We start from the raw sequence: 25,462 nt of genomic DNA on the forward strand, positions 1-25,462 counted from the left end.
AAATAAAGTAAGAGAAAAAGAGAAAGAGAGTATAGAGATGATTGATAATAAAAAACGTCCGGGTAAAGATCTTGATAGAATAGACCGGAATATTCTAAATGAGCTTCAAAAAGATGGACGTATTTCAAACGTTGAGTTATCTAAACGTGTAGGTTTATCACCAACACCTTGTTTAGAGCGTGTACGCCGTTTAGAGCGCCAAGGATTTATTTCTGGTTATACAGCACTGTTAAACCCACATTACTTAGATGCATCATTACTGGTATTCGTGGAAATCACATTAAACCGTGGTGCACCAGATGTTTTCGAACAATTCAATATGGCCGTTCAAAAACTTGAAGAAATCCAAGAATGCCATTTAGTTTCTGGTGATTTTGACTATCTGTTGAAAACTCGTGTACCTGATATGTCCGCTTATCGTAAATTACTCGGTGAAACTCTGTTACGTCTTCCTGGTGTTAATGACACACGTACATACGTGGTTATGGAAGAAGTGAAACAAAGTAACCGCCTTGTAATTAAAACTCGTTAAGCCAACTTAATAGGTTGGTGCAAAGCAGGAAAAAGTTAGGTACACTCCTGTTTATGCATACAGTTTCAACGCTGGGGTATCTCAGCGTTGTTCCGTTTTAATTCACCCTAAGTTAAACCTGGAGAGTTCTCTTTGAGCCAGGAATATACAGAAGATAAAAATATTCGTTTAACAAAGATAAGCAACCGTCGCCGTATTTGGGAGGCAATTCTCATTCTTATCGGCATTGGCGCTGTCTTTTTAATGGTTTCATTACTTAGCTTCCATCCCTCTGATCCTAGTTGGTCACAAACCACTTGGAATGAGCCTATTCAAAATTTAGGCGGTAGTATTGGAGCATGGTTAGCTGATATTCTGTTTTCCGCATTTGGTTTACTGGCCTATGCAATTCCTGTCGTTGTGGTTTTTGGGTGCTGGAATTCTCTGCGCTACCAAAAAAACCGTGAATACACCGACTTCTTTTCTCTTGCACTTCGCACGATTGGTGCTTTGGCTCTGATCTCTACCTCTTGTGCATTGGCTGATCTTAATTTTGATGATATCTATAATTTCAGCTCTGGTGGTGTTATTGGAAGTTTGTTTAGCAAAGCCCTATTACCATGGTTTAATGTTTTAGGTGCGACTCTTGCACTGTTATCAGTTTGGGCTATTGGTTTCACACTATTTACTGGCTGGTCTTGGTTAACAATCACAGAAAAAATAGGTGCTGTTATTTTGGGATGTATTGGTTTTATTACCAATAGAGGCCAAAATGAAGCTGATTACGAGGATGAAGAAGAGGAAAATGATACTCAGGATGTTGTTACAGAAATAACTGAAAATTCAAATCAAAAAGAAAATCAGCAATCTGAATTAGCAACAGAAGAGAGTGATGATATTTTATTTTCTGCACCTTCAGCACTTGAACTAGCTCGTCAGCAAGAGATAGATACATTACAATCTGAAGCAACAAAACAAGACGATGATTTGCCATCTTTCTCTGCAACAAACGACGCAGATGAACATGTGCAAACATTGACGCAAACTGAGCCGGTTGTGTCTGTAACGGTTTCACAACCCACTTATACAGAGGAAGAACCAGAACATTACCGTTTTGATATTCCAGAAGCCTTCTTGAAAAAAGAAGCTCAATCAAAAGTCAATGCTCCTCAATATGCTGCTGAGCCAATCCCTGGAGAAAACACATCTTCTGTGGAGCCGTTTGAAAATGAATCTATGGCACAGCCATCGTCTGCATCAACAGAGAATTTTATGCCGGCGGGCAGCGTTGAACCAACATTTTCGCTAGCACCTGATACAGACGCTTTAACGCAAGCTGCTACGGTGGCGACAAGTGCTTTTGTGAGTCATGGTTCTCAAGTTAAACAAGGATTAGGTCCTGAATTACCACGCCCAAATCCAGTACGATTACCAACACGTCGAGAGCTTTATGGTATTCATATTCCTTCTCAACGTGAAGCAGAGCTACGCCGCCGTGAAGAAGCTGTTCAATCAGAGCCTGAAGATGAATTAGCTGATATCCAAGAGCAAGCGAATTTTGAACAGCAATTACGCCAACAATTTCTTGAACAGCAACGTGAACGCTATGGCGACGAAGCTGATGAGGTTATTGAGCAATCTGCCTCTCATTATGAGCCGAATATTGAGACGCCGCTTTCTTCCTTTAATCATCAACAAGATAATAATCGAGACGAACCTACTGTTACTGCAAATACATTCTCTTCAGCAGAAGATAATAGCAATGATCTCGACGAGAATGAGCTTTATGAACAGCAACAACTAGCAGCACAATTTAAGCAACAATTGCAGGATCGTTATGGTGATGATGTTTCGTTAGATGATGAAGAAGATGATGGTTTACCTCAAATATCAACACCAGCACCTTCATTGCAAGCAACAACGGGTTATCAACCTCATATTCAACATTCATTTGCTTCACAATCAGCGCAACCGACGCAAACTATTGAGAAAAAAGTTGAATACCCAACCAGCAATGCATTTCTACAAATTTCGCCTCGTGATGAAGAAGAGGAAGAGTACAGTCCTAAAATTGAGCTAGAAAAAGAGCTCACAGCATTAGAGGCATTCTCGCCAATTGATGACTTATTGGATGAAGAGCCGATAGAGCCAGTATTTACACCGATTGTTTCAGAACCGGTTACGCCACAAGCTGCACCTCAAACTGCATCGCAATCACGTATTGAGCCACAGTCTAATATGGCTCAGCAACAGCAACAGCAACAGCAACAAGAATCATTAATTCATCCATTCTTGATGCGTAATGACATACCGTTACAAAAACCAACCACGCCAATGCCTTCTTTGGATCTGTTAACAACACCGCCGGTAGAAGAAGAACCTGTTGATATGTTTGAGCTTGAGCGTATTGGTAAACTTATTGAAGCGCGACTTAATGATTATCGTGTTAAAGCCAAAGTGGTTGGTATTTCACCTGGGCCTGTTATCACACGATTTGAACTTGAACTGGCGCCGGGTGTAAAAGCTGCGCGTATATCAAATTTATCACGTGACTTAGCACGTTCATTGTCCGCCATTGCGGTACGTATTGTTGAAGTTATTCCAGGAAAACCGTATGTAGGATTGGAATTACCTAACAAAAAACGTCAAACCGTATATATGCGTGAATTATTAGATAGTAATGCATTCCGTGATAGCCGTTCTCCATTGACTGTTGTTTTAGGTAAAGATATTGGCGGTCAACCAGTTGTTGCCAATCTGGCTAAAATGCCTCACTTACTTGTTGCTGGTACAACAGGTTCAGGTAAATCTGTCGGTGTGAATGCGATGATCATCAGCATTCTCTATAAAGCGAAACCAGAAGATGTTCGCTTTATTATGATTGACCCTAAAATGCTTGAGCTTTCGGTTTATGAAGGGATCCCGCATCTTCTGACAGAAGTCGTTACCGATATGAAAGATGCCGCAAGCGCTCTGCGTTGGAGTGTGGCTGAAATGGAACGTCGTTATAAACTCATGTCAGCATTAGGTGTGCGTAATCTCGCAGGTTATAACGAAAAAATTAAAGAAGCCGAAGCAATGGCGCGTCCTATTCCTGATCCATTCTGGAAACCAACAGACAGTATGGCAACAGAAATGCCAACGTTGGAAAAAGAACCTTATATCGTGGTTGTGGTCGATGAATTCGCTGATTTAATGATGACTGCGGGTAAGAAAGTGGAAGAGCTGATTGCTCGCTTAGCACAGAAAGCGCGTGCTGCGGGTATTCACCTTGTACTTGCTACACAAAGACCTTCTGTTGATATTATTACAGGTTTAATTAAAGCCAATATTCCGAGCCGTATCGCCTTTACTGTATCGAGTAAAATCGACTCTCGAACTATCTTAGACCAAGGTGGCGCAGAATCATTACTAGGAATGGGTGATATGCTTTACGCACCCAATGGTTTTGTTCCTGAACGTGTTCACGGTGCTTTTGTTAGTGATGATGAAGTACATGCTGTGGCAACTGACTGGAAAGCACGGGGTCGACCTCAATATATTGAAGCCATCACCAAATGTAGTGAAGATGGTGAAGGTAATAGTGGCGGTGGATATGATGATGGTGAAGAGCTTGATCCGTTATTTGACCAAGCGGTAGAATTTGTTGTTGAAAAACAACGGGTTTCTATTTCTGGTGTACAACGTCAATTTAGAATTGGCTACAACCGTGCAGCAAGAATTGTGGAGCAAATGGAGATGCAAGGTATTGTCAGTACGCCAAATCACAATAATACACGTGATGTACTTTCACCACCGCCTTCTGATATGTAATATCTTGAAAACTCAGTTATCAGCTAATGAGATAGCATGATAATCTGCACAATATCATTAAAATTTATACGCCGACATTATGTCGGCGTAATCTCATGCCGAGGCTTGTAAAATGAAAAAAGTATTATTTGCAGTGTGTGCGATAACATTAATCAGTAGTCAAGCCGCTTGGGCTGATGCACGTCAAGACCTGCAACAACGATTAAATAAAGTAAATAGTTTTCAAGCTAACTTTAGCCAAACTGTCACTAGCAATGAAGGTACCCTTATTCAAAAAGGGGAAGGAAATTTAAAAGTACAACGCCCTGATTTGTTTAATTGGCAAATGACTGCGCCGGATGAAAGCACACTGATTTCTGATGGCAAAACATTATGGTTTTATAATCCCTTTGTGGAGCAAGTTACTGCAACTTGGCTTGAAAGTGCCACAACCAATACTCCGTTTATGTTGATCGCGCGTAACGACAGTAAAGAATGGCAAAATTATGAAGTTAAACAAACGGGTGACCGTTTTGAGCTAACGCCAAAAGTAGAAAATAACTTAAAACATTTTACGATCACCGTGTTACCTAATGGGCAAATCCAGCAATTTGCTGCCACAGAACAAGATGGTCAGGTGAGTAATTATCAATTAACAGCTCAAACGGCTGCGCCAATCGATGCATCAGCATTTCGCTTTACACCTCCTGCTGGTGTGACTGTGGATGACCAACGTCAGTGAGGACATTTTGAGTAATTTATCACTCGATTTTTCACGCAATGAGTTCCAACCTTTAGCCGCAAGAATGCGACCTGAAACGCTGGAGCAATATATCGGACAAACTCATTTACTTGCTGAAGGTAAACCATTACCTCGAGCGATTAAAGCGGGTCAATTGCATTCCATGATCTTATGGGGGCCTCCTGGTACGGGTAAAACCACACTTGCTGAGATCATTGGCCGCTATGCGCAAGCTGATATAGAACGATTATCTGCGGTAACATCGGGTATTAAAGAAATTAGAGAGTCTATTGAAATTGCGCGCCAAAACCGCAATGCAGGGCGTAGAACTATCCTGTTTGTTGATGAAGTCCATCGTTTTAATAAGAGTCAACAAGATGCTTTTTTACCTCATATTGAAGATGGCACAATCACTTTTATTGGCGCAACAACAGAAAATCCCTCTTTTGAACTCAACTCAGCCTTGCTCTCTAGGGCGAGAGTTTATCTATTACGCTCATTGACTGAAGCTGATATTGAGTTAGTACTTCAACAAGCATTAGATGATACTGAACGTGGTTTAGGTGGGCGCAATATCATTTTACCTAATGACACTCGTAAAATGATTGCACAATTGGTTAATGGTGATGCACGTCGTTCATTAAATTTGCTTGAAATGATGGCGGATATTGCTGAAGTTGATAATCAAGGAAAACGAGTATTAACACCCGCATTACTGACAGAAATCAGTGGTGAACGAAGTGCTCGTTTTGATAATAAAGGTGATCGTTTTTACGATCTTATTTCGGCATTACATAAATCAGTCAGGGGGTCCGCACCTGATGCGGCTCTTTACTGGTATGCAAGGATCATAACAGCAGGTGGCGATCCGCTTTATGTTGCTCGTCGCTTATTGGCGATTGCATCAGAAGATGTAGGAAACGCCGATCCTCGTGCTATGCAAGTGGCAATTGCTGCATGGGATTGTTTTACTCGTGTTGGTCCTGCAGAAGGTGAGCGTGCTATTGCTCAAGCAATTGTATATCTGGCTTGTGCACCAAAAAGTAATGCGGTTTATACCGCATTTAAAGCCGCTATTGCCGATGCCAAAAGTAAACCTGATTATGATGTGCCTGAGCATTTGCGTAATGCACCAACAAAATTAATGAAAGAAATGGGGCTTGGTGCTGAATATCGTTATGCGCATGATGAGCCTAATGCTTATGCAGCCGGAGAGGTTTATTTCCCTAAAGAAATGGCAAATACACAATACTATTACCCCGTAAAAAGAGGGTTAGAGATCAAGGTTGGAGAGAAATTAGACTGGCTTTCTCAGCAAGATCAAAATAGTGTTACAAAACGCTATCGCAAAATGTAAAGATGCGGTAAGGTTATTAAATTATCATTAATTTCTTAACTATGCCTTGTCTCAGATATCTTTTTTATAAGATAGGAGAGAAGGTTTTTATTAATCTATCAATAAGCACAGGATAAGCATGCTCGATCCAAATCTACTGCGTAATGAGCTAGACGCGGTCGCCGAAAAACTGGCTCGCAGGGGGTTCACCCTCGATGTGGAAAAAATTCGTCAACAAGAAGAACGCCGTAAGGTGTTACAGGTTGAAACTGAATCCCTGCAAGCAGAACGTAATTCTCGATCGAAGTCCATTGGTGCGGCAAAAGCGCGTGGTGAAGATATTGAGCCACTTCGTCAGGAAGTTAACCTGTTAGGTGAAAAACTTGAAGTTGCAAAAGCTGAACTTGAAGTGCTGCAAGCTGAAATTCGTGATTATGCTTTAACTATCCCGAATATGCCTGATGACTCTGTGCCAAATGGTAAAGATGACAGCGAAAACGTAGAAGTTTCTCGTTGGGGCACACCAAAGACTTATGATTTTGAATTAAAAGATCATGTGACTTTAGGTGAGTTGACTGATGGTTTAGATTTCGCGTCTGCGGTGAAAATTACGGGTTCACGTTTTGTTGTGATGAAAGGTCAAATTGCACGTTTACATCGTGCTATCACACAATTTATGCTGAATCTGCATACCGAAGAGCACGGCTACCAAGAAATGTATGTTCCTTACTTGGTTAACCACGCAACTCTGTACGGTACAGGTCAGTTACCTAAATTTAGTGAAGACTTATTCCACACTAAACCGTTAGAAGAAGAAGCAGAAAGCCAATACGCGCTTATTCCAACAGCAGAAGTACCTGTTACCAACATGGTAAGAGATGTTATTCTCGAAGAAGACGATTTACCATTGAAAATGACGGCTCATACACCATGCTTCCGTTCAGAAGCAGGCTCTTATGGTCGTGATACTCGTGGTCTTATTCGTATGCACCAATTTGATAAAGTTGAGCTGGTTCAAATTGCTCATCCTGAAAAATCAATGGAAGCATTAGAAGAGCTAACAGGCCATGCTGAAAAAGTGTTGCAATTACTGAATCTACCATATCGTAAAGTTGTGCTTTGCACTGGTGATATCGGTTTTGGTTCACGTAAAACTTACGACTTAGAAGTTTGGGTTCCTGCTCAAAATACATACCGTGAAATCTCTTCATGCTCAAATATGTGGGATTTCCAAGCACGTCGTATGCAAGCTCGTTTCCGCTCTAAAGGCGATAAGAAAACACAACTTGTTCATACCTTAAATGGCTCTGGCTTAGCAGTCGGTCGTACTTTAGTGGCAATTATGGAAAATTATCAAATGGCTGATGGCCGTATTGAAATTCCAGAAGTGTTGCGCCCATACATGAACGGTTTAGAGTATATCGGTTAATTATTATCTAATTAATCAAGTAGTAATAATTTAACCCTCTGTTTCGGCAGGGGGTTTTTTGTCTAAATAACTTAAAGGTGATAGAGATAAAATTGTTTAATTATTAATGAGATTTAGATAAAAACGGTAATAGGTCAAAAAATATTTCTATTTTTCTTTCATTTGTCATATTTACAAAGTCATCCATTGCTATTTCTATATAATCAATTGTTTTATTGTGAATAGTAAATTTATACATTAAATGTCCACTCCAACTGCGGTGAACGTAGATACAGTTTCCTATACTATAAGAAAGCCATTTATCTTCCATACATGTAGGTTGCCAACCGTTTAATATGTTTCTTTCCGCATCTTCAGTTAGAGAATAATTAATATGATGAATTAATGGTGTTTTCTCAAAATATTTTAAATTTTTTAATATTTCTTTATTTAACATGTTTACTCCCAATTTTATAATTATTGCCATAGATTACAGAAAGAAATATAAATGTTCAAAATAAATGTATAAAGCCTAAAGGCTTTAATATAAAAATGAAGCATAATATTTTGCAAAAATAAAAAAGATTATTACTCATAATTTACTATTAAAAAAACTTAATATAATTTAAATATAGTTATAGAGCATAGAATTAATAGATGATTATAAAAATTATTTTACTAAATAAAATGAGATTAAATAAAAATATAATGCAATCAGCTATTGGTTAAACCGATCACGGCAGATCCTATTTATGCTGTTAAATTAGACCTATCGCTTGAATTTACCTCTGTTATTTTATGATATTCCTATTTAATTAGAACCCTACAAAAGAGTATATTCTATGATAGTTTCTAAACAGCAGTTACATCAACTAATAAAAAATAAATTACACCAAGCAGGATTGAGCGAGCCTCATGCTAATACAGTGGCTGATGTTTTAGTCCATGCTGATGCCAAAGGTATTCATTCTCATGGTGCTGTACGTGTAGAGTATTATGCAGAGCGGATCAATAAAGGCGGCACAAATACAGCCCCAGATTTTACTTATACCGAGACAGGGCCATGTAGCGCTATATTTGATGGTGATAATGGTGCTGGGCATGTTGCAGCGAAAGAAGCCATGGAACGCGCAATTAAAATGGCACAGGAGAAGGGGGTTGCCGTTGTTGGTGTAAGACGAATTGGTCATAGTGGAGCGCTGTCTTACTTTGTTGAACAAGCATCACAAGCAGGTCTGATTGGTATTTCGCTATGTCAATCAGACCCAATGGTTGTTCCTTTTGGTGGTGCTGAAGTGTATTACGGCACTAACCCTATCGCTTTTTCAGCTCCCGGAGTAGGCGATAAACATATTACATTTGATATGGCAACAACCGTACAGGCGTGGGGAAAAGTGCTTGATGCACGTTCTCGTCATGCCGAGATCCCTGATACTTGGGCTGTCGATGAAAATGGTAAACCTACGACTGATCCTTTTGCTGTAAAAGGGTTATTGCCTATTGCGGGGCCTAAAGGCTATGGCTTAATGATGATGGTAGACGTGTTGTCTGGTATCTTGCTTGGGCTTCCTTTTGGTAAACATGTCAGTTCGATGTATCACGATTTAACACAAGGGCGAGAATTAGGGCAATTACATATTGTTATTAATCCGGCTTTCTTCACTGATATCACATTATTTAGAGAACATATTTCACAGGTTATGGGGGAGTTAAATGCTATTAAGCCCGCACCGAATGTAGATAAAGTCCTTTATCCTGGTGAAAATAGTCAAATAGAAGAACAGAGGAGTGAAAATGAAGGTATTGAAATTGTCGATGAAATTTATGACTATTTAATATCTGATGTACTTTATAACAAATCGTATAATAATAAAGATCCGTTTGCAGGATAATAAGATTTATTTTAAATAATAAAAAGCAGTAGATGAGATTGCTTCAGTCTACTGCTGTTTTATTTAGGCTGTTAACGCTAAGATTAGCTCACTAATTTTCCAATATTGGATTCAGCGGTTTTATTTAGAGAAATTGTACCATTTCCATTGATACCACCGTTATTTCCTTGATTTCCTACATTATGGTGATAAAAAATATCACGATAGGAGCCATACATTGCAGTGTAAGAGAGGGGAATAGTAATTAATAATCCTAAACCAAATGGAATAACACTAATAGCAATAATAAAGAACAGTAAAATAAAGAAGAAGAAACCACCAGATAAGTTTGTTTTTACTGCTGCAAGGCTCGCTTTAACCGCAGGGAATGCTTTATATCCATTGACTAATACAAGCGCAGGAACAAACCAATAGGCTGCAGTACTTAACGCGCCAAAAATAGCGATAATAACAAAAAACAATATAAATCCAGATGAGTTATCCACCATCATTTCAGCAATGATTTCTTCAGGATAATCGCTATTGATAGCATATAAAATATCCATCATTGCGGCACTGCTAACGATAAATGCAAGAATAAAGCCCACAAGTAAAATTAGGAAACTAATACCATATGCACCCATCAAGCTAAGGTAACGCTTGTTATAAAAACCAAAAAATAAAGTATCAACATCAATACGTTGAGTCTCATATTGTTGATGAGCAATTGCCACGACACCTGCGGCTAATACAGTAGTAACAAAAGGCGAAACGATTGGACCAATTAGCGGAATAAATCCAAGAATGGTTGATATAATAAGGCTAACAATAAAGTAGATAATAATAACGCCTATCCACATCCAAAAATGTTCTTTTATTAAATCCCATCCGAGTCCTAACCAGCGAACACCGCCTGAGGCACCCCTCGCTTGAGGAATAGATGTAAATATCTCTTGTGACTCTGTTAGCGATGAATTATTGTCTTGTTCCATTTCCTGTACCTTAATCCCAATGTTTTTGTTTATAAATATAAGCCATCTATAATATCTTTTTGTTTTGTTATTAATCAACTGTATTAAAGCTAATATAGGTTAAGGATAATCTTATAAGGATATATTTAGATATATCGATAAGTATATTTCATTCTTAATAATAAAAACCAAATAAAAACGAGGTCAGAATTCTTAATTCTATGAAAAGTATACTATTTCTTAATAATCACTTTTAAGATTAGGCGATGTAAAATGAAAGGCATGAAGAAAAATGAAAAACAGGCTTTTTAGTATCAATATGACTTTACGTTATAAACAAAAAAAGCAGCGCTTAAAAACGCTGCCTCTTAAATTAATATTAAATTGAATAGCTTAATAGATAACTTTATGACCGTAAGATTCAAGAATTGATTTTACATTTTCCATCATCTCTTTTGACGGTGGATGAATACCATCTAGTTTGTATTCTTCGCCTAAAGCTACCCATTTATGTTTGCCGAGCTCGTGGTAAGGAAGAAGTTCTACTTTTTCGATATTTTTCATATCTTTAATAAATTCGCCTAACCGATGAGCAGAATCATCATCGTCAGACCAACCCGGAACAACTACATAACGAACCCATGTTTTTTGGCCTCGTTTTGCTAAATAACGAGCAAATTCAAGTGTGCGTTGATTTGATACGCCCACTAATTTTTGGTGAATTTCATCATTGACTTGTTTTAGGTCGAGCATCACCAAGTCAGTGGCATCCATTAATTCATCAATAACGGGATCATAACGACGAACAAAGCCGTTAGTATCTAAGCAAGTATGGATATTTTCTTTTTGACATGCGCGGAACCAATCGCGCACAAACTCTGCTTGCAAAATCGCTTCGCCACCAGAAGCAGTAACACCGCCGCCAGAAGCATTCATAAAATGACGGTAGGTAACTGCCTCTTTCATTAGTTCATCAACTGTGACGATTTGCCCACCATGAGTATCCCATGTGTCACGGTTGTGACAATAGAGGCATCTCATTAAGCATCCTTGAAAGAAAACAATGAAACGTATTCCGGGACCGTCAACAGTACCGCAGGATTCAAATGAGTGGATACGACCAAGTACGGACATAACAGGGTTACTCCAAAACTGTCTAGATAAAAAGGCCCCAAAGTAGGGGCCTTTATTCTAAGCGATTTTATTTACTTTCTCAGTAAATAAATGCATATAGTTATCTTTATTACATTGTTTGTGTGAATGTACGGGTGATAACGTCTTGCTGTTGCTCTTTAGTCAGTGAGTTAAAGCGAACTGCATAACCAGAAACACGGATAGTTAACTGAGGATATTTCTCAGGATCTTCCATTGCTTCTAACAGCATTTCACGGTTCATGACGTTAACGTTCAGATGCTGACCACCTTCAATGCCGGCTTCGTGGTGGAAATAACCATCCATCAGACCTGCAAGGTTCGCTTTACGAACATCATCATCTTTACCTAATGCATTAGGTACGATTGAGAAGGTGTAAGAAATACCATCTTTCGCATAAGCAAATGGTAGTTTCGCAACAGAAGTCAGAGAAGCTACCGCACCTTTTTGGTCACGACCGTGCATTGGGTTAGCACCTGGTCCGAATGGTGCGCCTGCACGACGACCGTCTGGGGTATTACCTGTTTTCTTACCATAAACAACGTTTGAAGTAATTGTCAGAATAGACTGTGTAGGTACCGCATTACGGTATGTACGCAGTTTCTGAATTTTTTTCATGAAACGTTCAACTAAGTCACAAGCGATGTCATCTACACGAGAATCGTTGTTACCGAATTGTGGATATTCGCCATCAATTTTGAAGTCAACCGCTAAGCCGTTTTCATCACGGACTGGAGAAACTTTCGCATATTTGATTGCAGACAGTGAGTCAGCAGCAACAGATAGGCCTGCGATACCACATGCCATTGTACGATAAACATCACGATCATGAAGTGCCATCAGAGCTGCTTCATAGCTGTATTTATCGTGCATGTAGTGGATAACGTTCAGTGCAGTTACATACTGAGTTGCTAACCAATCCATAAAGTGATCCATTTGATTCATCACAGTATCGAAGTCTAAGACTTCATCCATGATTGGTGCATGTTTTGGACCTACTTGGATTTTCAGTTTTTCATCAACACCACCGTTGATGGTATACAGTAAGGTTTTCGCTAAGTTTGCACGAGCACCGAAGAACTGCATTTGTTTACCCACAACCATTGGGCTAACACAACAAGCGATAGCATAGTCATCACTGTTGAAGTCAGGACGCATTAAGTCATCATTTTCATACTGGATTGATGAAGTATCGATAGAGACTTTCGCAGCGTATTTTTTGAAGTTGATAGGCAGTTGTTCAGACCACAGGATGGTCATGTTTGGTTCTGGAGATGGACCCATTGTGTACAGGGTATTTAAGAAACGGAAAGTATTCTTAGTTACCAGAGTACGGCCATCTAAACCCATACCAGCTAAAGATTCTGTTGCCCAGATTGGGTCACCAGAGAACAGCTCATCATATTCAGGAGTACGTAAGAAACGAACCATACGTAATTTCATGACTAAGTGGTCAATTAATTCCTGAGCTTGTTCTTCTGTCAGTAAACCCGCTTCAATATCACGTTGGATGTAGATATCTAAGAATGTAGATACACGACCAAATGACATTGCAGCACCGTTTTGAGATTTAACAGCGGCTAAGTAACCGAAGTAAGTCCATTGTACGGCTTCTTTCGCGTTTTGAGCAGGGCGAGAAATATCGTAACCGTATTTCGCAGCCATTTCTTGGATTTGACCTAAAGCAGCGTGCTGCTCTGCGATTTCTTCACGCAGTTGGATAGTCATTTCCAGATCTTCGCCTTTTTCCATTCTTTCTTGTAAAGAGGTGAATTGGGCAAATTTATCTTTACGCAGGAACTCAATACCGTACAGTGCAACACGACGGTAGTCACCGATGATACGACCACGGCCATATGCATCTGGTAAACCTGTTAAGATACCAGATTTACGGCATTTCAGGATGTCTGGAGTATAAACATCGAAAACGCCTTGGTTGTGAGTTTTACGGTAATCAGTAAAGATTTTTTTCAGTTCTGGATCTAGCTCACGGTTATACGCGTGGCAAGAACTTTCAACCATACGGATACCACCGAATGGGATGATTGCACGTTTCAGAGGTGCATCAGTTTGTAAACCTACGATTTGTTCTAAATCTTTAGCGATGTAACCTGCATCGTGAGATGTGATAGTTGAAGCAACAGAAGTATCAAAATCAACTGGCGCATGTGTGCGGTTTTCGATTTTGATGCCTTCCATAACTTGTTCCCAAAGTGTATCAGTTGCTTTAGTGGAACCTGCTAGGAAAGATTCGTCGCCTTCATATGGAGTATAGTTTTTTTGAATAAAGTCACGAACGTTAACGGCGTTCTGCCATTCACCTTCAGAAAAACCTTTCCATGCTTCAGCAAATTTTTCATTTAAATCAGACATGATACTTCTACCTTTTTACAATGGAACTTAAGAAATCAGTCATACCTGCACGGATTAATGTTTGTCACCGCGCAGATGCATTAACCAGTATACCAGACCGACTAGGACTGCCCCGCCAATAATGTTACCGATAGTGACAGGCAATAAATTATCAGAGAGAAAATTTGATACAGTTAAATTTGAAAATTGTTCGGGTGATGCACCTACTTTAGTCCAGAATTCTGCAGGTGCAAAATCTTTAATAACAATACCTAAAGGAATAAGGAACATGTTAGCGATACTGTGCTCAAAACCACTAGCAACGAACATACCGATAGGTAAAATAAGTGCAAAAAGCTTGTCAATCAGCGAACGACCTGCATAGCTCATCCATACTGCAAGACAAACCATTAAGTTAGCTAGAATGCCTAAACAAACAGCTTCAATAAACGTGTGCTCAAGTTTATGCTGTGCAGTTTGTAAAACATTCAACCCCCAAAGCCCATTTGCTGCCATATGCTGACCAGCAAACCACATTAAGGCGACAAAAAAGAGTGCGCCAATAAAGTTACCAAGATAGACATTTATCCAGTTAGCAAACATTTTGCCCCAAGATATACGTCCAGTTGCTTTAGGAATAATAGTAAGAACAGTTGAGGTGAATAAGTCCGCGCCACAAACGACAACGAGCATTAACCCCAGAGAGAAGCAGATCCCACCGACTAATTTAGCCAGCCCAAAAGGAACAGATGCGGTACCTGTAGTAGCAGTAATATAAAAAACAAAAGCAATTGATATAAACATTCCCGCAGTAAATGCAGATAAGTAAGTCGTTGGAATATGTTTATTTGCTTTATAACAACATGCATCATCGGCAACTTTTGCCATATCAGCAGGTGATAATAAATTAAAAGGGCTGTCAGCTTTCATACTAACACTCTCTTATATGTTGGAATAATTATAGCACACAATAATAGTAGCAAAGGGGCTTACTTCTAAAATTGATATGGATCATGGTCGCTCATTAGAACCCCGTTTTCAGTGCGTAAAAACCCGTTATTTTTGCTATAACTATTTGATTAATAAAATGAAAAAATTTTTTAAAAATTATCAAAAAATTTTAGACTAGCTGGATAAATAAAGTAAAAAGTAAATATAAAGTATTATTTAAACCCCGTATGTTAAGAGTTAAAAATCAAATTTAACGCCTTATTTACTTTTATAATAAATATAAACATTACTTTATTTGTGGTTAATCTTTAAAGATTACTCCAGACATATACCCATTATAAAAATAAGGTTTTTTAATTTTTGAGATCTGGTTAAACAAATAGCAATTTAAACTGGATTTATGTAATATTATTAGCGTAAAAGTTCAATATATGTTTTTGGTGTCATATTAAATGCCTAAAATCGTCACTTTTGCCATATTTTGACAATTTTGTCAGGTGGCAAATTTGTCATATTGACAAATCTGTCAATATTTTATTTTTAGCGAAATAAAACACTCTACTTTTCAATAGAGTGTTTCAATTTAAATACGCGCTTATTATTCAGTTAAAATTAGTTATTATTTGATAAATAACCTTAAGCAAAATAGGTTTATTTAATCGATTGACGTTTTGCTTTCTGTAATTTCTCATAGGCCACAAGTAATGACTGATGAATAGGTAAATTAGCTAAATCAGGATCAATCGTTTGTAATCCGTAAAATGCTTGTTTACCTTGTATTGCGTTTAAGGCTGCCTGTAATGTTTTTTCGCCATACATACGAGAAAACGCATGCATATATTGTTCTGGTTCACGTTCAGTCTCTTGTTGTAATAATAAGAGATTGTGTAAGCAACGATAATAATTTTGGCGTTCTGGCGTAAATAAAGAAGCGTTGAAATCTTGAGTCCATTCAACCCAAACGAGCGCTTGATCAAGATCACCACCCGCAAGTGCTAACATTGATTTTAATTCGCCTACACGTAAATGGCTCCAACCATTATCTTTGCCTGGAGCAATACCAATCATCTCTCTGATGCGTGTAAAGTCGTCTAAACCATCTTCATCAAATTGACCAATAAGAGAAAGATACTCTTCTTGAGTGCCCTGGCTCGTTGGTAGAGAAAGAATAGTGTCTCGCCAATGTACGCCCATAATGTTATTGGCTAATTGTAAATCTTCAGCGGGATAAATATCTGATAAACCGGGTACTAAAATACGGCAAGCGTAAACACCTAGGTGTGAGTAGTCCATAATATAGACTTCTGCATCGCACTGCTGGCAAAGTGACATTAAGATGTGAAACTCTTCTTCTGTTGTTCCACTGAAGTTCCAATCAACAAATGCATAATCGGCATCTTTCTTAAATAGATCCCAACTAATTAAACCACTTGAATCAATAAAGTGTGTTTCAAGGTTAGTATGATCACCGACTTCTTCATCATCAAAGCTTGGTGGATTAAAGACATCGAGATCTTTAAGGCTACGCCCTTGCAATAATTCAGTGACTGTACGTTCTAAAGCCACACCAAAATCAGGGTGAGCACCAAAAGATGCAAAACAAGTGCCATTTTGTGGGTTGAATAACACGACACAAATAACAGGGAATTGACCTCCTAAAGATGCATCAAAGCTAAAGATTGGAAAACCTTCTTGCTCTAATGTTTCAATCGCCTCAATAACAGCAGGATAGCGAGTTAAAACTTCTTTCGGAATTTCAGGTAAGCTAATTCTTTCAGTGATAATGCGATTTTTTACATAACGTTCAAAAACTTCAGAAAGCCCTTGAACTCGAGCTTCATTTTTTGTATTTCCTGCGGACATACCATTAGAGGCATATAAGTTAGCAATAATGTTTACAGGAATATAAACAGGCTTTTCATCAGATTGGCGTATGAATGGAAGGGCGCAAATCCCGCGATCATGATTACTTGATTGTAAATCAACTAACTCACTACCACATAACTCACCTTCAGGATCATAAAATTTGCGTAAACGCTCATCTAATAAGCCAGCAGGAACAGAATCATCTTCTGCCAGTGGGAACCATTTTTCACTTGGGTAGTGAACAAATTCACCTTCTGCAATATCAGTACCTAGCCAAAAATCAGAGAAAAAATAATTTGTGGAGAGACGTTCGAAATATTCACCTAGTGCGGAGGCTAAGGCTGCTTTTTTGCTGGCACCTTTACCGTTAGTAAAACATAAAGGGCAATCTTTATCGCGAATATGAACGGACCAAACGTTAGGAACAGGGTTTAACCATGAAGCTTCTTCAATGTTAAATCCTAAGTCGGTTAATTTTTGTTGGAAGCGAGCGATAGAATCTTCCAGAGCGGCATCTTTGCCAGGAATAAATGTTTGTGACATGGCAGGTTTCATCAATATTTTGCTGGTGATAGTTAGGGGCACATAATACTGAAATCCCCTGTAATGCACTAATTATTTCTCTCATTTACCAATTGCTAACTATATTCTTCACTTATAAATTATTTGATATATGAATTTTTTTAATAAATTCGTTCGATTTATCACGGAATTAATAATTTTAAATCATCATAATTGGATTTATTTATAAATTCATAAGGGATCAGTTCGATGATGAAAAAAACATTGCTCGCTAGCCTGTTAGCTGTAATCAGTGGTTCTGCTTTTGCCTTACCTAATGTCACCATTTTAGCGACGGGTGGCACAATTGCTGGTGGTGGCGATTCAGCAACGACATCAAGCTATACAGCAGGCAAATTAGGTATTGATACATTGATTAATGCAGTACCTGAGGCTAAAAAAATTGCTAATTTAAAAGGCGAGCAAGTCGTGAATATTGGCTCTCAAGATATGAATGACCAAGTGTGGCTCAAGCTGGCTGATAAAATTAATGCAGATTGTGATAAAACGGACGGCTTTGTGATCACTCATGGTACAGACACCATGGAAGAAACAGCCTATTTCCTTGATTTAACCACAGCATGCAAAAAACCAGTTGTTATGGTAGGGGCAATGCGCCCTGCAACGGCATTAGGTGCTGAAGGCCCTTTAAATCTTTTTAATGCGGTTGTGATTGCAAGTGATAAAGCTTCTGAAAATCGCGGTGTGTTAGTGACCATGAATAATGCGGTTATCAGTGGTAAAGATGTTGTAAAAATGAACACAACTGAAGTACAAGCGTTCCAGCCTATTAACGCAGGTGCTCAAGGCTATGTGCATAATGGTAAGGTTCATTATTATACAGCAGCATTACCTCGTGCTGATAAGCCTGCATTTGATGTCAGTAAACTGACTGAATTACCAAAAGTGGGTATTGTTTATAACTACTCAAATGCCTCTAATTTACCAGCAAAAGCCTTTATTGATAACGGCTACAAAGGTATTGTCAGTGCTGGTGTGGGTAATGGTAATTTATATACTGATATTTTTGACACTTTAGCCGATGGCGCTAAAAAAGGTGTCGTTGTTGTTCGTGCAAGTCGTGTACCAGTTGGTTTTACTACACAAAATGGTGAAGTGGATGATGCAAAATATGGTTTTGTTGCATCAGAGCGCTTAAATCCACAAAAAGCGAGAGTGTTATTGCAGTTATCTTTGACAGAAACACAAGATCCAGCGAAGATCCAAGAAAACTTTGAAAGATATTAATGTTAGTTAGATTTTTTAGTTTTTAACGTTAAACCAGAAAATCATCCGTCAATTAATAACGGATGATTTTCTTTATTAAGTATTATTTTATTTTGAGTAATTTAGTATAAAGATTGATATCTTGTCTATTATTTTGAATATTATTCATTTTTTTATTTTGAGTATATAATCGGTAAGCCTTGATGGTACCATCATTTACTAGCTGACTATCCTCACTAATATTTAATGTTAAGTTATTCATTGGGAAAACAGTATTTTTAGGTACATTCCCTATATATATACTACTATATTTACTGTCAGCATTGTTAAGGCCAAGCCAATATTGCATTCCAATAGTCCCATTAGCCAAATTATTAAAGAAAGAATGATTTTGGATAGTTAAATATCCACCCTTGGCTAGAATATATCCATGATTATTAAATGTTGTTTTGTTTAAATTCAGTTGAATTGCTTTTCTACTACTATTAGTACTTTCTAAAGAACCATAATTATCAATAGTCGTATCAGAGGCATTGATAATGATATTTTTATAAGAAGTCAAGCCTTGTTTTCTAGGATCACCATTCTTATCACCTAATATGATCTTATTGGGCAAATAATATCTAAGCTCTCTTGTACGCATACCATTTTCTAAAATATTAACATCTTTTTTTATCATTACTTTTCTTTCCCCTGAATAAATATTTATATCTCCTTTAGAAGATATAAATCCTTTTTCTAAATTAATGTTATTAGAGATGATATTAATATTATTAAAGGAATTATCAGGATGACGGTTATTTTCATTTCTGAATACTATTTTACCTATATGCTTAATTGATTTACCACCAAAAGCTCTATAGTCTAAGGCAGAGATGGATCTTTCTATGCGGTAACCGACTAATTCATCATCATGGATAATGGGTTTTCCGGTTGCCAGTGTTTCAGATAATGTATTAGAAAAACTACAATTATTACACTCAATCCCATTGGGATTAGCAATAACAACATGAGCAGCCTTCCCAGTTATACCAATGTTTCCATCTAATAATGATGTTGTCCCATTAATCACTTCGTTAATAATAAAGTCAGCGGCAACCCCGTTATTATTTAAGATAACTCCGTCTTTCGTTACATGGAATTCATCATATTTATTATAAGAAACACCTTTGGCGTTTTTCGGTGCAATTAATATTTCTGCTTGATTGAGATTAGCTTCATTTGGTTTAATTGTTGTTGAAGAATCTTTATTAATAAAAATCTGAGCAGCATAATGCTTATCATACTCATAGTTTGGTTGTATTGCTGCCTGGCATATTGATGGTGCGTATATTATTCCTATTATTATTGCATTTCTTAATTTCATATTTTTACCCTTATCTATTGTTCAGGGCTAATTTATCGATGTTGATAAAATAAATAAAGATAGTAAGCCTTAAAAGGCGTTTATTTATAACTAATGAAAAGACTATTTTTAATAAACATCTTAGGTATTAACTTTTTCTTATATTTAAAATAATTATTTTTGCAGTAATAAATGCAATAAGTGGAGTAACAGAAAAGACAATAAATAACCAATGGGCCGCATTTTGAGCACCGATTATACCTCCAGGATCTGTTAACCCTGCCATATTTACAATAGTGCCTGAAATGGCAGCACCTACGGCGGTTGAAAAAAGTTGTATAGTGGTAATTGAAGTTGCCGCTTTTTGAGCTTCTTGTCCCTGAGAAACGTGTAAAACGCGGGTTAAATAGTGAGGCCATGCCATACCAATTCCGGCACCTGTAAAAAAGAGAGCGATACAAATAATAATAATTTGCCCATAAGGTATTGTTAGAATATTAGAAATAAATAAACCAAGGATCACAATAGCCACAAAATTAATTATTGGGCCAAAACGCATTAATCTCTGAGCAGTAGATTGTTTACTTGATGAAGATATAATGGCAGAGAAAGACCAACCAGCACCAACCAATGCTGCTAAATAACCTGAAAGTAGCGGGGTAATATTATGGATAATTTGTAAAAAATAGGGTACAAAGACTTCTGTTTGTACACTAATTCCTAATAAAGCCATGGTGAGATATATTGGTGCTAACGGTGCAGAAAAAGAAAAGGTTCCTTTAGGAAATAAGCCATCATTTGATTTTTTATCAATATTGACTAACAGTAGAATAAAGATAAAAGCAAATACAAAAGATAAGGTGTTATATAAAATAACGTTATAAAGACTACCAATAGAAATAGATAATACAGCAAGCATTAATAAAATAAGCTGTTGGTAAGGTAATGGGTTTTTTGCAACGATATTATCGGCATTATTTTCGGTAGGAAGAATAGTAAATAATAAAATAGCGTAAGGAATACCAACAAATAAAATAGACCAAAATGCGCCACGCCAAACATCATATTCAGCAAATATTCCACCTAGTGCAGGGCCTAATAGTGTCGATATCCCCCACATGCTAGACATTAATGCCATAGCTCTAGACCAAAGTGGTTGAGGAAACATGACTCGAACTAAAGAGTAAGCAAGTGCTAGCAACATTCCTCCACCAGCCCCTTGAATAAATCGCCCTAAAAGCAATATTTGCATTGAAGGTGCTGTCGCACAAATAACAGAACCTGTTAAAAAGCAAATTGTGGCAAAAAGATAACTATTGCGAGGTGCAAATACACTCAATAATCGTGAAGTTAATGCAGAAGAGAGAATTGAAGCCAGAATAAAAACGGTGGTGTTCCATGCGTATAAATTAAGCCCACCAATATCACGCACAATTGAAGGTAGCGTTGTGATCGTAATATAGACATTAATTGCGTGTAATGCGACGCCTCCTGCTAAAGCAAGCGATTTTAGACTATTTTTTCCATGAAGAAGCATTCCCCAGCTCGCTTCTTCTTTTTTATTTACACTCCCCGACATAAAACACTCCTAACCATCATTTTTATGTTCTGCATATTATGCGTTAGTTCACAATAATCATTGCGCCAATTTAACGGGAATGATACAACCGATAAAGGTCATTTTGTAAAAACATATTCAGATAGGGTGAATTTGAATGAGTCAGGTATATAACTTTAGTGCAGGCCCGGCTATGTTACCGGCAGAAGTTCTTCGTCGTGCAGAATTGGAATTATGCAACTGGCATGAACTTGGGCGTTCGGTTATGGAGATTAGTCACCGCAGTAAAGAGTTTCTTGAAGTTGCTCATCAGGCAGAACAAGATCTTCGCGATCTTCTCAATGTGCCAGAAAACTACAAAATTCTTTTTTGTCACGGTGGCGCTCGAGGCCATTTTGCTGCTTTACCTCTCAATTTATTGGGTGATAAAGCAAGCGCTGATTATATTGATGGTGGTTACTGGGCTAAAAGTGCAGCCGAAGAAGCTGAAAAATATTGTTCGCCAAATATCATTAAAATTAAAACAGAAGTTGATGGCAAAATTGGTGTTAAACCAATGAAAGAGTGGCAATTAAGTACCGATGCTGCTTATGTACATTATTGCCCAAATGAAACTATTGATGGTATTGCCATTCATGAAGAGCCAGATTTTGATGACAGCAAAATTGTTATTGCTGACTATTCATCTTCTATTTTATCTCAACCAATAGATGTTAGCCGTTTTGGTGTTATCTATGCAGGTGCACAAAAAAATATTGGCCCTGCGGGTCTAACCATCGTTATTATTCGTGAAGATCTATTAGGTAAAGCGCGTAAAGAAACACCTTCTGTGTTTGATTACACAGTGCTTGCTGAAAATGATTCCATGTTTAATACACCACCTACCTTTGCTTGGTATTTATCAGGCATGGTCTTTAAATGGCTAAAAGAGCAAGGTGGTTTGCAAGAAATGGCAAAACGTAACTATGAAAAAGCGACGCTTCTTTATAGCGCAATTGATAATAGTGATTTCTATATCAATCGTATTGCTACAGAAAATCGTTCACTAATGAATGTACCTTTCCAAATGTCTTCCCCTGAATTAGATTCAGTCTTCTTAAAAGAGGCTGAAGCTCAAGGGTTAGTCGCATTAAAAGGCCACCGTGTATCGGGAGGTATGCGTGCATCAATTTATAACGCAATGCCATTAGCTGGTGTTCAAGCATTAGTTGATTTTATGGCTGATTTTGAACGTCGCCACGCATAATTCATACATTATATGTTTAGGAAACCTATGTGAAAGTGGGTTTCCTTTTATCCAAAGATGTTGATAATGACAATCAAATTATCCCTGTACTAAAAAATAAAAATAAATAATAAGTACCTAAGTCGTTTTCTTATTTTTTTTGATTAAACAGCATCCCATCCCATCATATTTTATTTGTTTATCGGAGTTCTTACCTGTTTATGGAATCGTTAACATTACAGCCTATTGCTCATATTGAAGGCACTATTAATTTACCAGGTTCAAAAAGTGTCTCTAATCGTGCGTTATTATTAGCCGCTTTAGCTAAAGGTAATACACGTTTAACTAACCTATTAGATAGTGATGATATTCGTCATATGCTAAATGCATTAAAAACATTAGGTGTGCAGTATCAATTATCAAATAACAATACGGTATGTGATATTGAAGGGCTAGGAGGGGAATTTAACACACATTCACCATTAGAGCTTTTTTTAGGTAATGCAGGTACAGCAATGCGTCCATTGGCAGCCGCATTAAGTTTAGGCTTGCATGATATTATATTGACGGGTGAACCACGAATGAAAGAACGTCCAATTGGGCATTTAGTTGACGCTTTACGCCAAGGTGGCGCGAGTATCGATTATCTTGAACAAACGGGCTATCCACCTATTCGTTTACGTGGCGGTTTTAAAGGTGGAAATGTAGAAGTCGATGGCAGTGTTTCAAGCCAATTTTTGACCGCCTTATTAATGACCGCTCCATTAGCTGAGCAAGATACAACGATTACAATTAAAGGTGAGTTAGTATCTAAACCGTATATCGATATTACCTTAGCGTTAATCAATACTTTTGGTGGGAAAATTGAAAACCAAGACTACCAACGCTTTGTTATAAAAGGTGGTCAGCAATATCAATCTCCAGAAAAATACCTTGTAGAAGGTGATGCTTCATCTGCTTCTTATTTTTTAGCTGCTGCTGCCATTAAAGGTGGTACTGTACGCGTTACAGGTATCGGTAAAAATAGCTTACAAGGGGACATTCATTTTGCTTCTGTACTTGAAAAAATGGGGGCGAAAGTGCGTTGGGGGGATGACTATATTGAGTGTGAACGTGGAATATTAAAAGGCATTGATATGGATATGAACACTATCCCTGATGCAGCAATGACCATTGCTACCACGGCACTTTTTGCTGAAGGTGAAACCGTTATCCGCAATATTTATAATTGGCGCGTAAAAGAAACTGATCGATTAGCAGCAATGGCAGCAGAGTTACAAAAAGTGGGTGCGATTGTCGAAGAAGGGCACGACTACTTAAAAGTAATACCACCAAAACAGTTAACAACTGCGGATATCGAAACTTATAATGATCACCGCATTGCGATGTGTTTTTCGCTGGTGGCACTTTCAGATACGCCAATCACCATTCTTGATCCGGGATGTACCGCAAAAACCTTTCCTGATTATTTTGAGAAGTTAGAAACACTTTCTCATTGTAATAATTAATGTGAAAATCATTAATTAAAATGAGTTAAAATTAAATCAGTTAAATCGGCCGTATTGGATTTTTTAAAGAATAATATGGCCGATTTTTATTGTAATTAAACTAATTTTTCTAAAAAACTCACTATCTCGAAAAAATAATATTAAATAAGACACTTTAGCGCTTATCTGCTTGTTTCTTCCTATACATTGTATGCGTATAATGTCGCGTATACATTAATACTGTTTTTCTCTGTTTGAATACAATGTCTATTATATCAATGCAATAAAAGCATTAAACACAGAAACACAGTGCCCATGAAAAGGAGAAACTCATGGCGGTTATCGTCCCTGTTATAACTGTTGATGGGCCTAGCGGAGCAGGTAAAGGAACATTATGCCAAGCATTAGCAAAAGCATTTGGCTGGCACTTACTTGACTCTGGTGCTATTTATCGAGTGTTGGCATTAGCTGCTTTACACCACCATGTTGATATTACTTCTGAAGATGCATTAGTACCTCTAGCAGCAAATTTAGATGTACGTTTTGTTCCTAGTGAGAAGGGTTTAAGTGTTATTCTCGAAGGTGAAGACGTGTCGAATGAAATTCGTACTGAAACAGTTGGGAACACGGCCTCACAAGCAGCAACGTTTCCTCGTGTAAGAGAAGCATTATTGCGTCGTCAGCGAGCATTTCGTACAGAACCTGGTCTTATTGCCGATGGGCGAGATATGGGAACGATAGTTTTCCCTGATGCTCAAGTGAAAATTTTTCTTGAAGCTAGCGCAGAGGAACGAGCACGTCGTCGCATGTTACAGTTGCAGGAAAAAGGCTTTAATGTTAACTTTGAACGCCTTTTATCCGAGATAAAAGAACGCGATCACCGTGATCGGAATCGCGCAGTTGCGCCACTTGTTGCAGCGAAAGATGCATTAATTCTCGATTCTACAAGTTTGTCTATCGACGAAGTTATTGAAAAATCGTTAACTTATGCTAAAAAAAATCTGTAATTATCAGCGTAATTAATTTTTATTTCGTTTATACTAGGTAATTATCAAAATCGGGTTGACGTGTTAATGAAAACACAACAATGCCCGATGACCTTGTCA

Annotated in this window: 18 protein-coding genes; 10 read left to right on the forward strand and 8 right to left on the reverse strand. The window is 37.9% G+C overall.

The features are described 5' to 3' along the window. The first annotated feature begins 37 nt into the window (after positions 1-37). The 5 genes from lrp (at position 38) to serS (ending at position 7,810) form a co-directional block, all read left to right on the forward strand. On the forward strand, positions 38-532 hold the full coding sequence (gene lrp, locus H1225_RS03740; RefSeq protein WP_004244566.1) for a leucine-responsive transcriptional regulator Lrp: 495 nt from the start codon (positions 38-40) through the stop codon (positions 530-532). 132 nt (positions 533-664) lie between these two features. Further along, positions 665-4,324, forward strand: a complete 3,660-nt coding sequence (locus H1225_RS03745; RefSeq protein ID WP_161724660.1) for a DNA translocase FtsK 4TM domain-containing protein — start codon at positions 665-667, stop codon at positions 4,322-4,324. A gap of 112 nt (positions 4,325-4,436) precedes the next feature. After that, complete coding sequence (gene lolA, locus H1225_RS03750) at positions 4,437-5,045, forward strand: outer membrane lipoprotein periplasmic chaperone LolA (RefSeq protein ID WP_006537448.1); 609 nt, start codon at positions 4,437-4,439, stop codon at positions 5,043-5,045. A gap of 7 nt (positions 5,046-5,052) precedes the next feature. Next, complete coding sequence (locus H1225_RS03755; RefSeq protein WP_109847573.1) at positions 5,053-6,402, forward strand: replication-associated recombination protein A; 1,350 nt, start codon at positions 5,053-5,055, stop codon at positions 6,400-6,402. A gap of 118 nt (positions 6,403-6,520) precedes the next feature. Beyond that, positions 6,521-7,810: a serine--tRNA ligase gene (gene serS / locus H1225_RS03760; protein WP_072062811.1), complete on the forward strand. Its 1,290-nt coding sequence runs from the start codon at positions 6,521-6,523 to the stop codon at positions 7,808-7,810. Between the two features lie 103 nt (positions 7,811-7,913). Here serS and H1225_RS03765 read toward each other — a convergent pair whose 3' ends face one another. After that, positions 7,914-8,246, reverse strand: coding sequence for a hypothetical protein (locus H1225_RS03765; protein ID WP_109847525.1), 333 nt, complete (start codon positions 8,244-8,246; stop codon positions 7,914-7,916). A gap of 385 nt (positions 8,247-8,631) precedes the next feature. On the opposite strand from H1225_RS03765, the gene allD reads away from it, so the two are divergent. Beyond that, positions 8,632-9,681: an ureidoglycolate dehydrogenase gene (gene allD / locus H1225_RS03770; RefSeq protein WP_006537442.1), complete on the forward strand. Its 1,050-nt coding sequence runs from the start codon at positions 8,632-8,634 to the stop codon at positions 9,679-9,681. Between the two features lie 83 nt (positions 9,682-9,764). On the opposite strand, the gene H1225_RS03775 is transcribed toward allD, so the two are convergent. The 5 genes from H1225_RS03775 to ycaO all read right to left on the reverse strand — a co-directional run bounded on the left by H1225_RS03775 (position 9,765) and on the right by ycaO (position 17,496). Continuing rightward, complete coding sequence (locus tag H1225_RS03775; protein WP_161724664.1) at positions 9,765-10,652, reverse strand: BPSS1780 family membrane protein; 888 nt, start codon at positions 10,650-10,652, stop codon at positions 9,765-9,767. Positions 10,653-11,024: 372 nt separating this feature from the next. Further along, positions 11,025-11,765, reverse strand: a complete 741-nt coding sequence (pflA, locus tag H1225_RS03780) for a pyruvate formate lyase 1-activating protein (RefSeq protein WP_161724667.1) — start codon at positions 11,763-11,765, stop codon at positions 11,025-11,027. Positions 11,766-11,874: 109 nt separating this feature from the next. Further along, on the reverse strand, positions 11,875-14,157 hold the full coding sequence (pflB, locus tag H1225_RS03785; RefSeq protein ID WP_109400828.1) for a formate C-acetyltransferase: 2,283 nt from the start codon (positions 14,155-14,157) through the stop codon (positions 11,875-11,877). A 54-nt stretch (positions 14,158-14,211) separates the two neighbouring features. Continuing rightward, a complete protein-coding gene (gene focA, locus H1225_RS03790; protein WP_072062807.1) occupies positions 14,212-15,066 on the reverse strand; it encodes a formate transporter FocA in 855 nt (284 codons plus the stop codon). A gap of 672 nt (positions 15,067-15,738) precedes the next feature. Then, entirely contained in the window at positions 15,739-17,496 is a 1,758-nt protein-coding gene (gene ycaO, locus H1225_RS03795) for a 30S ribosomal protein S12 methylthiotransferase accessory factor YcaO (protein ID WP_109847527.1), read from the reverse strand. Between the two features lie 228 nt (positions 17,497-17,724). Between ycaO and ansB the strand changes: the two genes are divergently transcribed. Further along, positions 17,725-18,762: an L-asparaginase 2 gene (gene ansB / locus H1225_RS03800; protein WP_161671404.1), complete on the forward strand. Its 1,038-nt coding sequence runs from the start codon at positions 17,725-17,727 to the stop codon at positions 18,760-18,762. Between the two features lie 82 nt (positions 18,763-18,844). Here ansB and H1225_RS03805 read toward each other — a convergent pair whose 3' ends face one another. Together H1225_RS03805 and H1225_RS03810 are read right to left on the reverse strand one after the other, a co-directional pair. After that, complete coding sequence (locus H1225_RS03805; protein ID WP_239739469.1) at positions 18,845-20,107, reverse strand: two-partner secretion domain-containing protein; 1,263 nt, start codon at positions 20,105-20,107, stop codon at positions 18,845-18,847. 127 nt (positions 20,108-20,234) lie between these two features. Continuing rightward, positions 20,235-21,665, reverse strand: coding sequence for an MFS transporter (locus tag H1225_RS03810; protein WP_239739470.1), 1,431 nt, complete (start codon positions 21,663-21,665; stop codon positions 20,235-20,237). Positions 21,666-21,801: 136 nt separating this feature from the next. On the opposite strand from H1225_RS03810, the gene serC reads away from it, so the two are divergent. The 3 genes from serC (at position 21,802) to cmk (ending at position 25,363) form a co-directional block, all read left to right on the forward strand. Then, positions 21,802-22,890: a 3-phosphoserine/phosphohydroxythreonine transaminase gene (gene serC, locus H1225_RS03815; RefSeq protein WP_006537426.1), complete on the forward strand. Its 1,089-nt coding sequence runs from the start codon at positions 21,802-21,804 to the stop codon at positions 22,888-22,890. Positions 22,891-23,090: 200 nt separating this feature from the next. Continuing rightward, positions 23,091-24,377, forward strand: coding sequence for a 3-phosphoshikimate 1-carboxyvinyltransferase (gene aroA, locus H1225_RS03820; RefSeq protein WP_239739472.1), 1,287 nt, complete (start codon positions 23,091-23,093; stop codon positions 24,375-24,377). Between the two features lie 311 nt (positions 24,378-24,688). Continuing rightward, positions 24,689-25,363: a (d)CMP kinase gene (gene cmk, locus H1225_RS03825; RefSeq protein ID WP_006537422.1), complete on the forward strand. Its 675-nt coding sequence runs from the start codon at positions 24,689-24,691 to the stop codon at positions 25,361-25,363. Positions 25,364-25,462 lie beyond the last annotated feature (99 nt).

It is taken from the genome of Proteus penneri (assembly GCF_022369495.1).
Classification (GTDB): domain Bacteria; phylum Pseudomonadota; class Gammaproteobacteria; order Enterobacterales; family Enterobacteriaceae; genus Proteus; species Proteus penneri.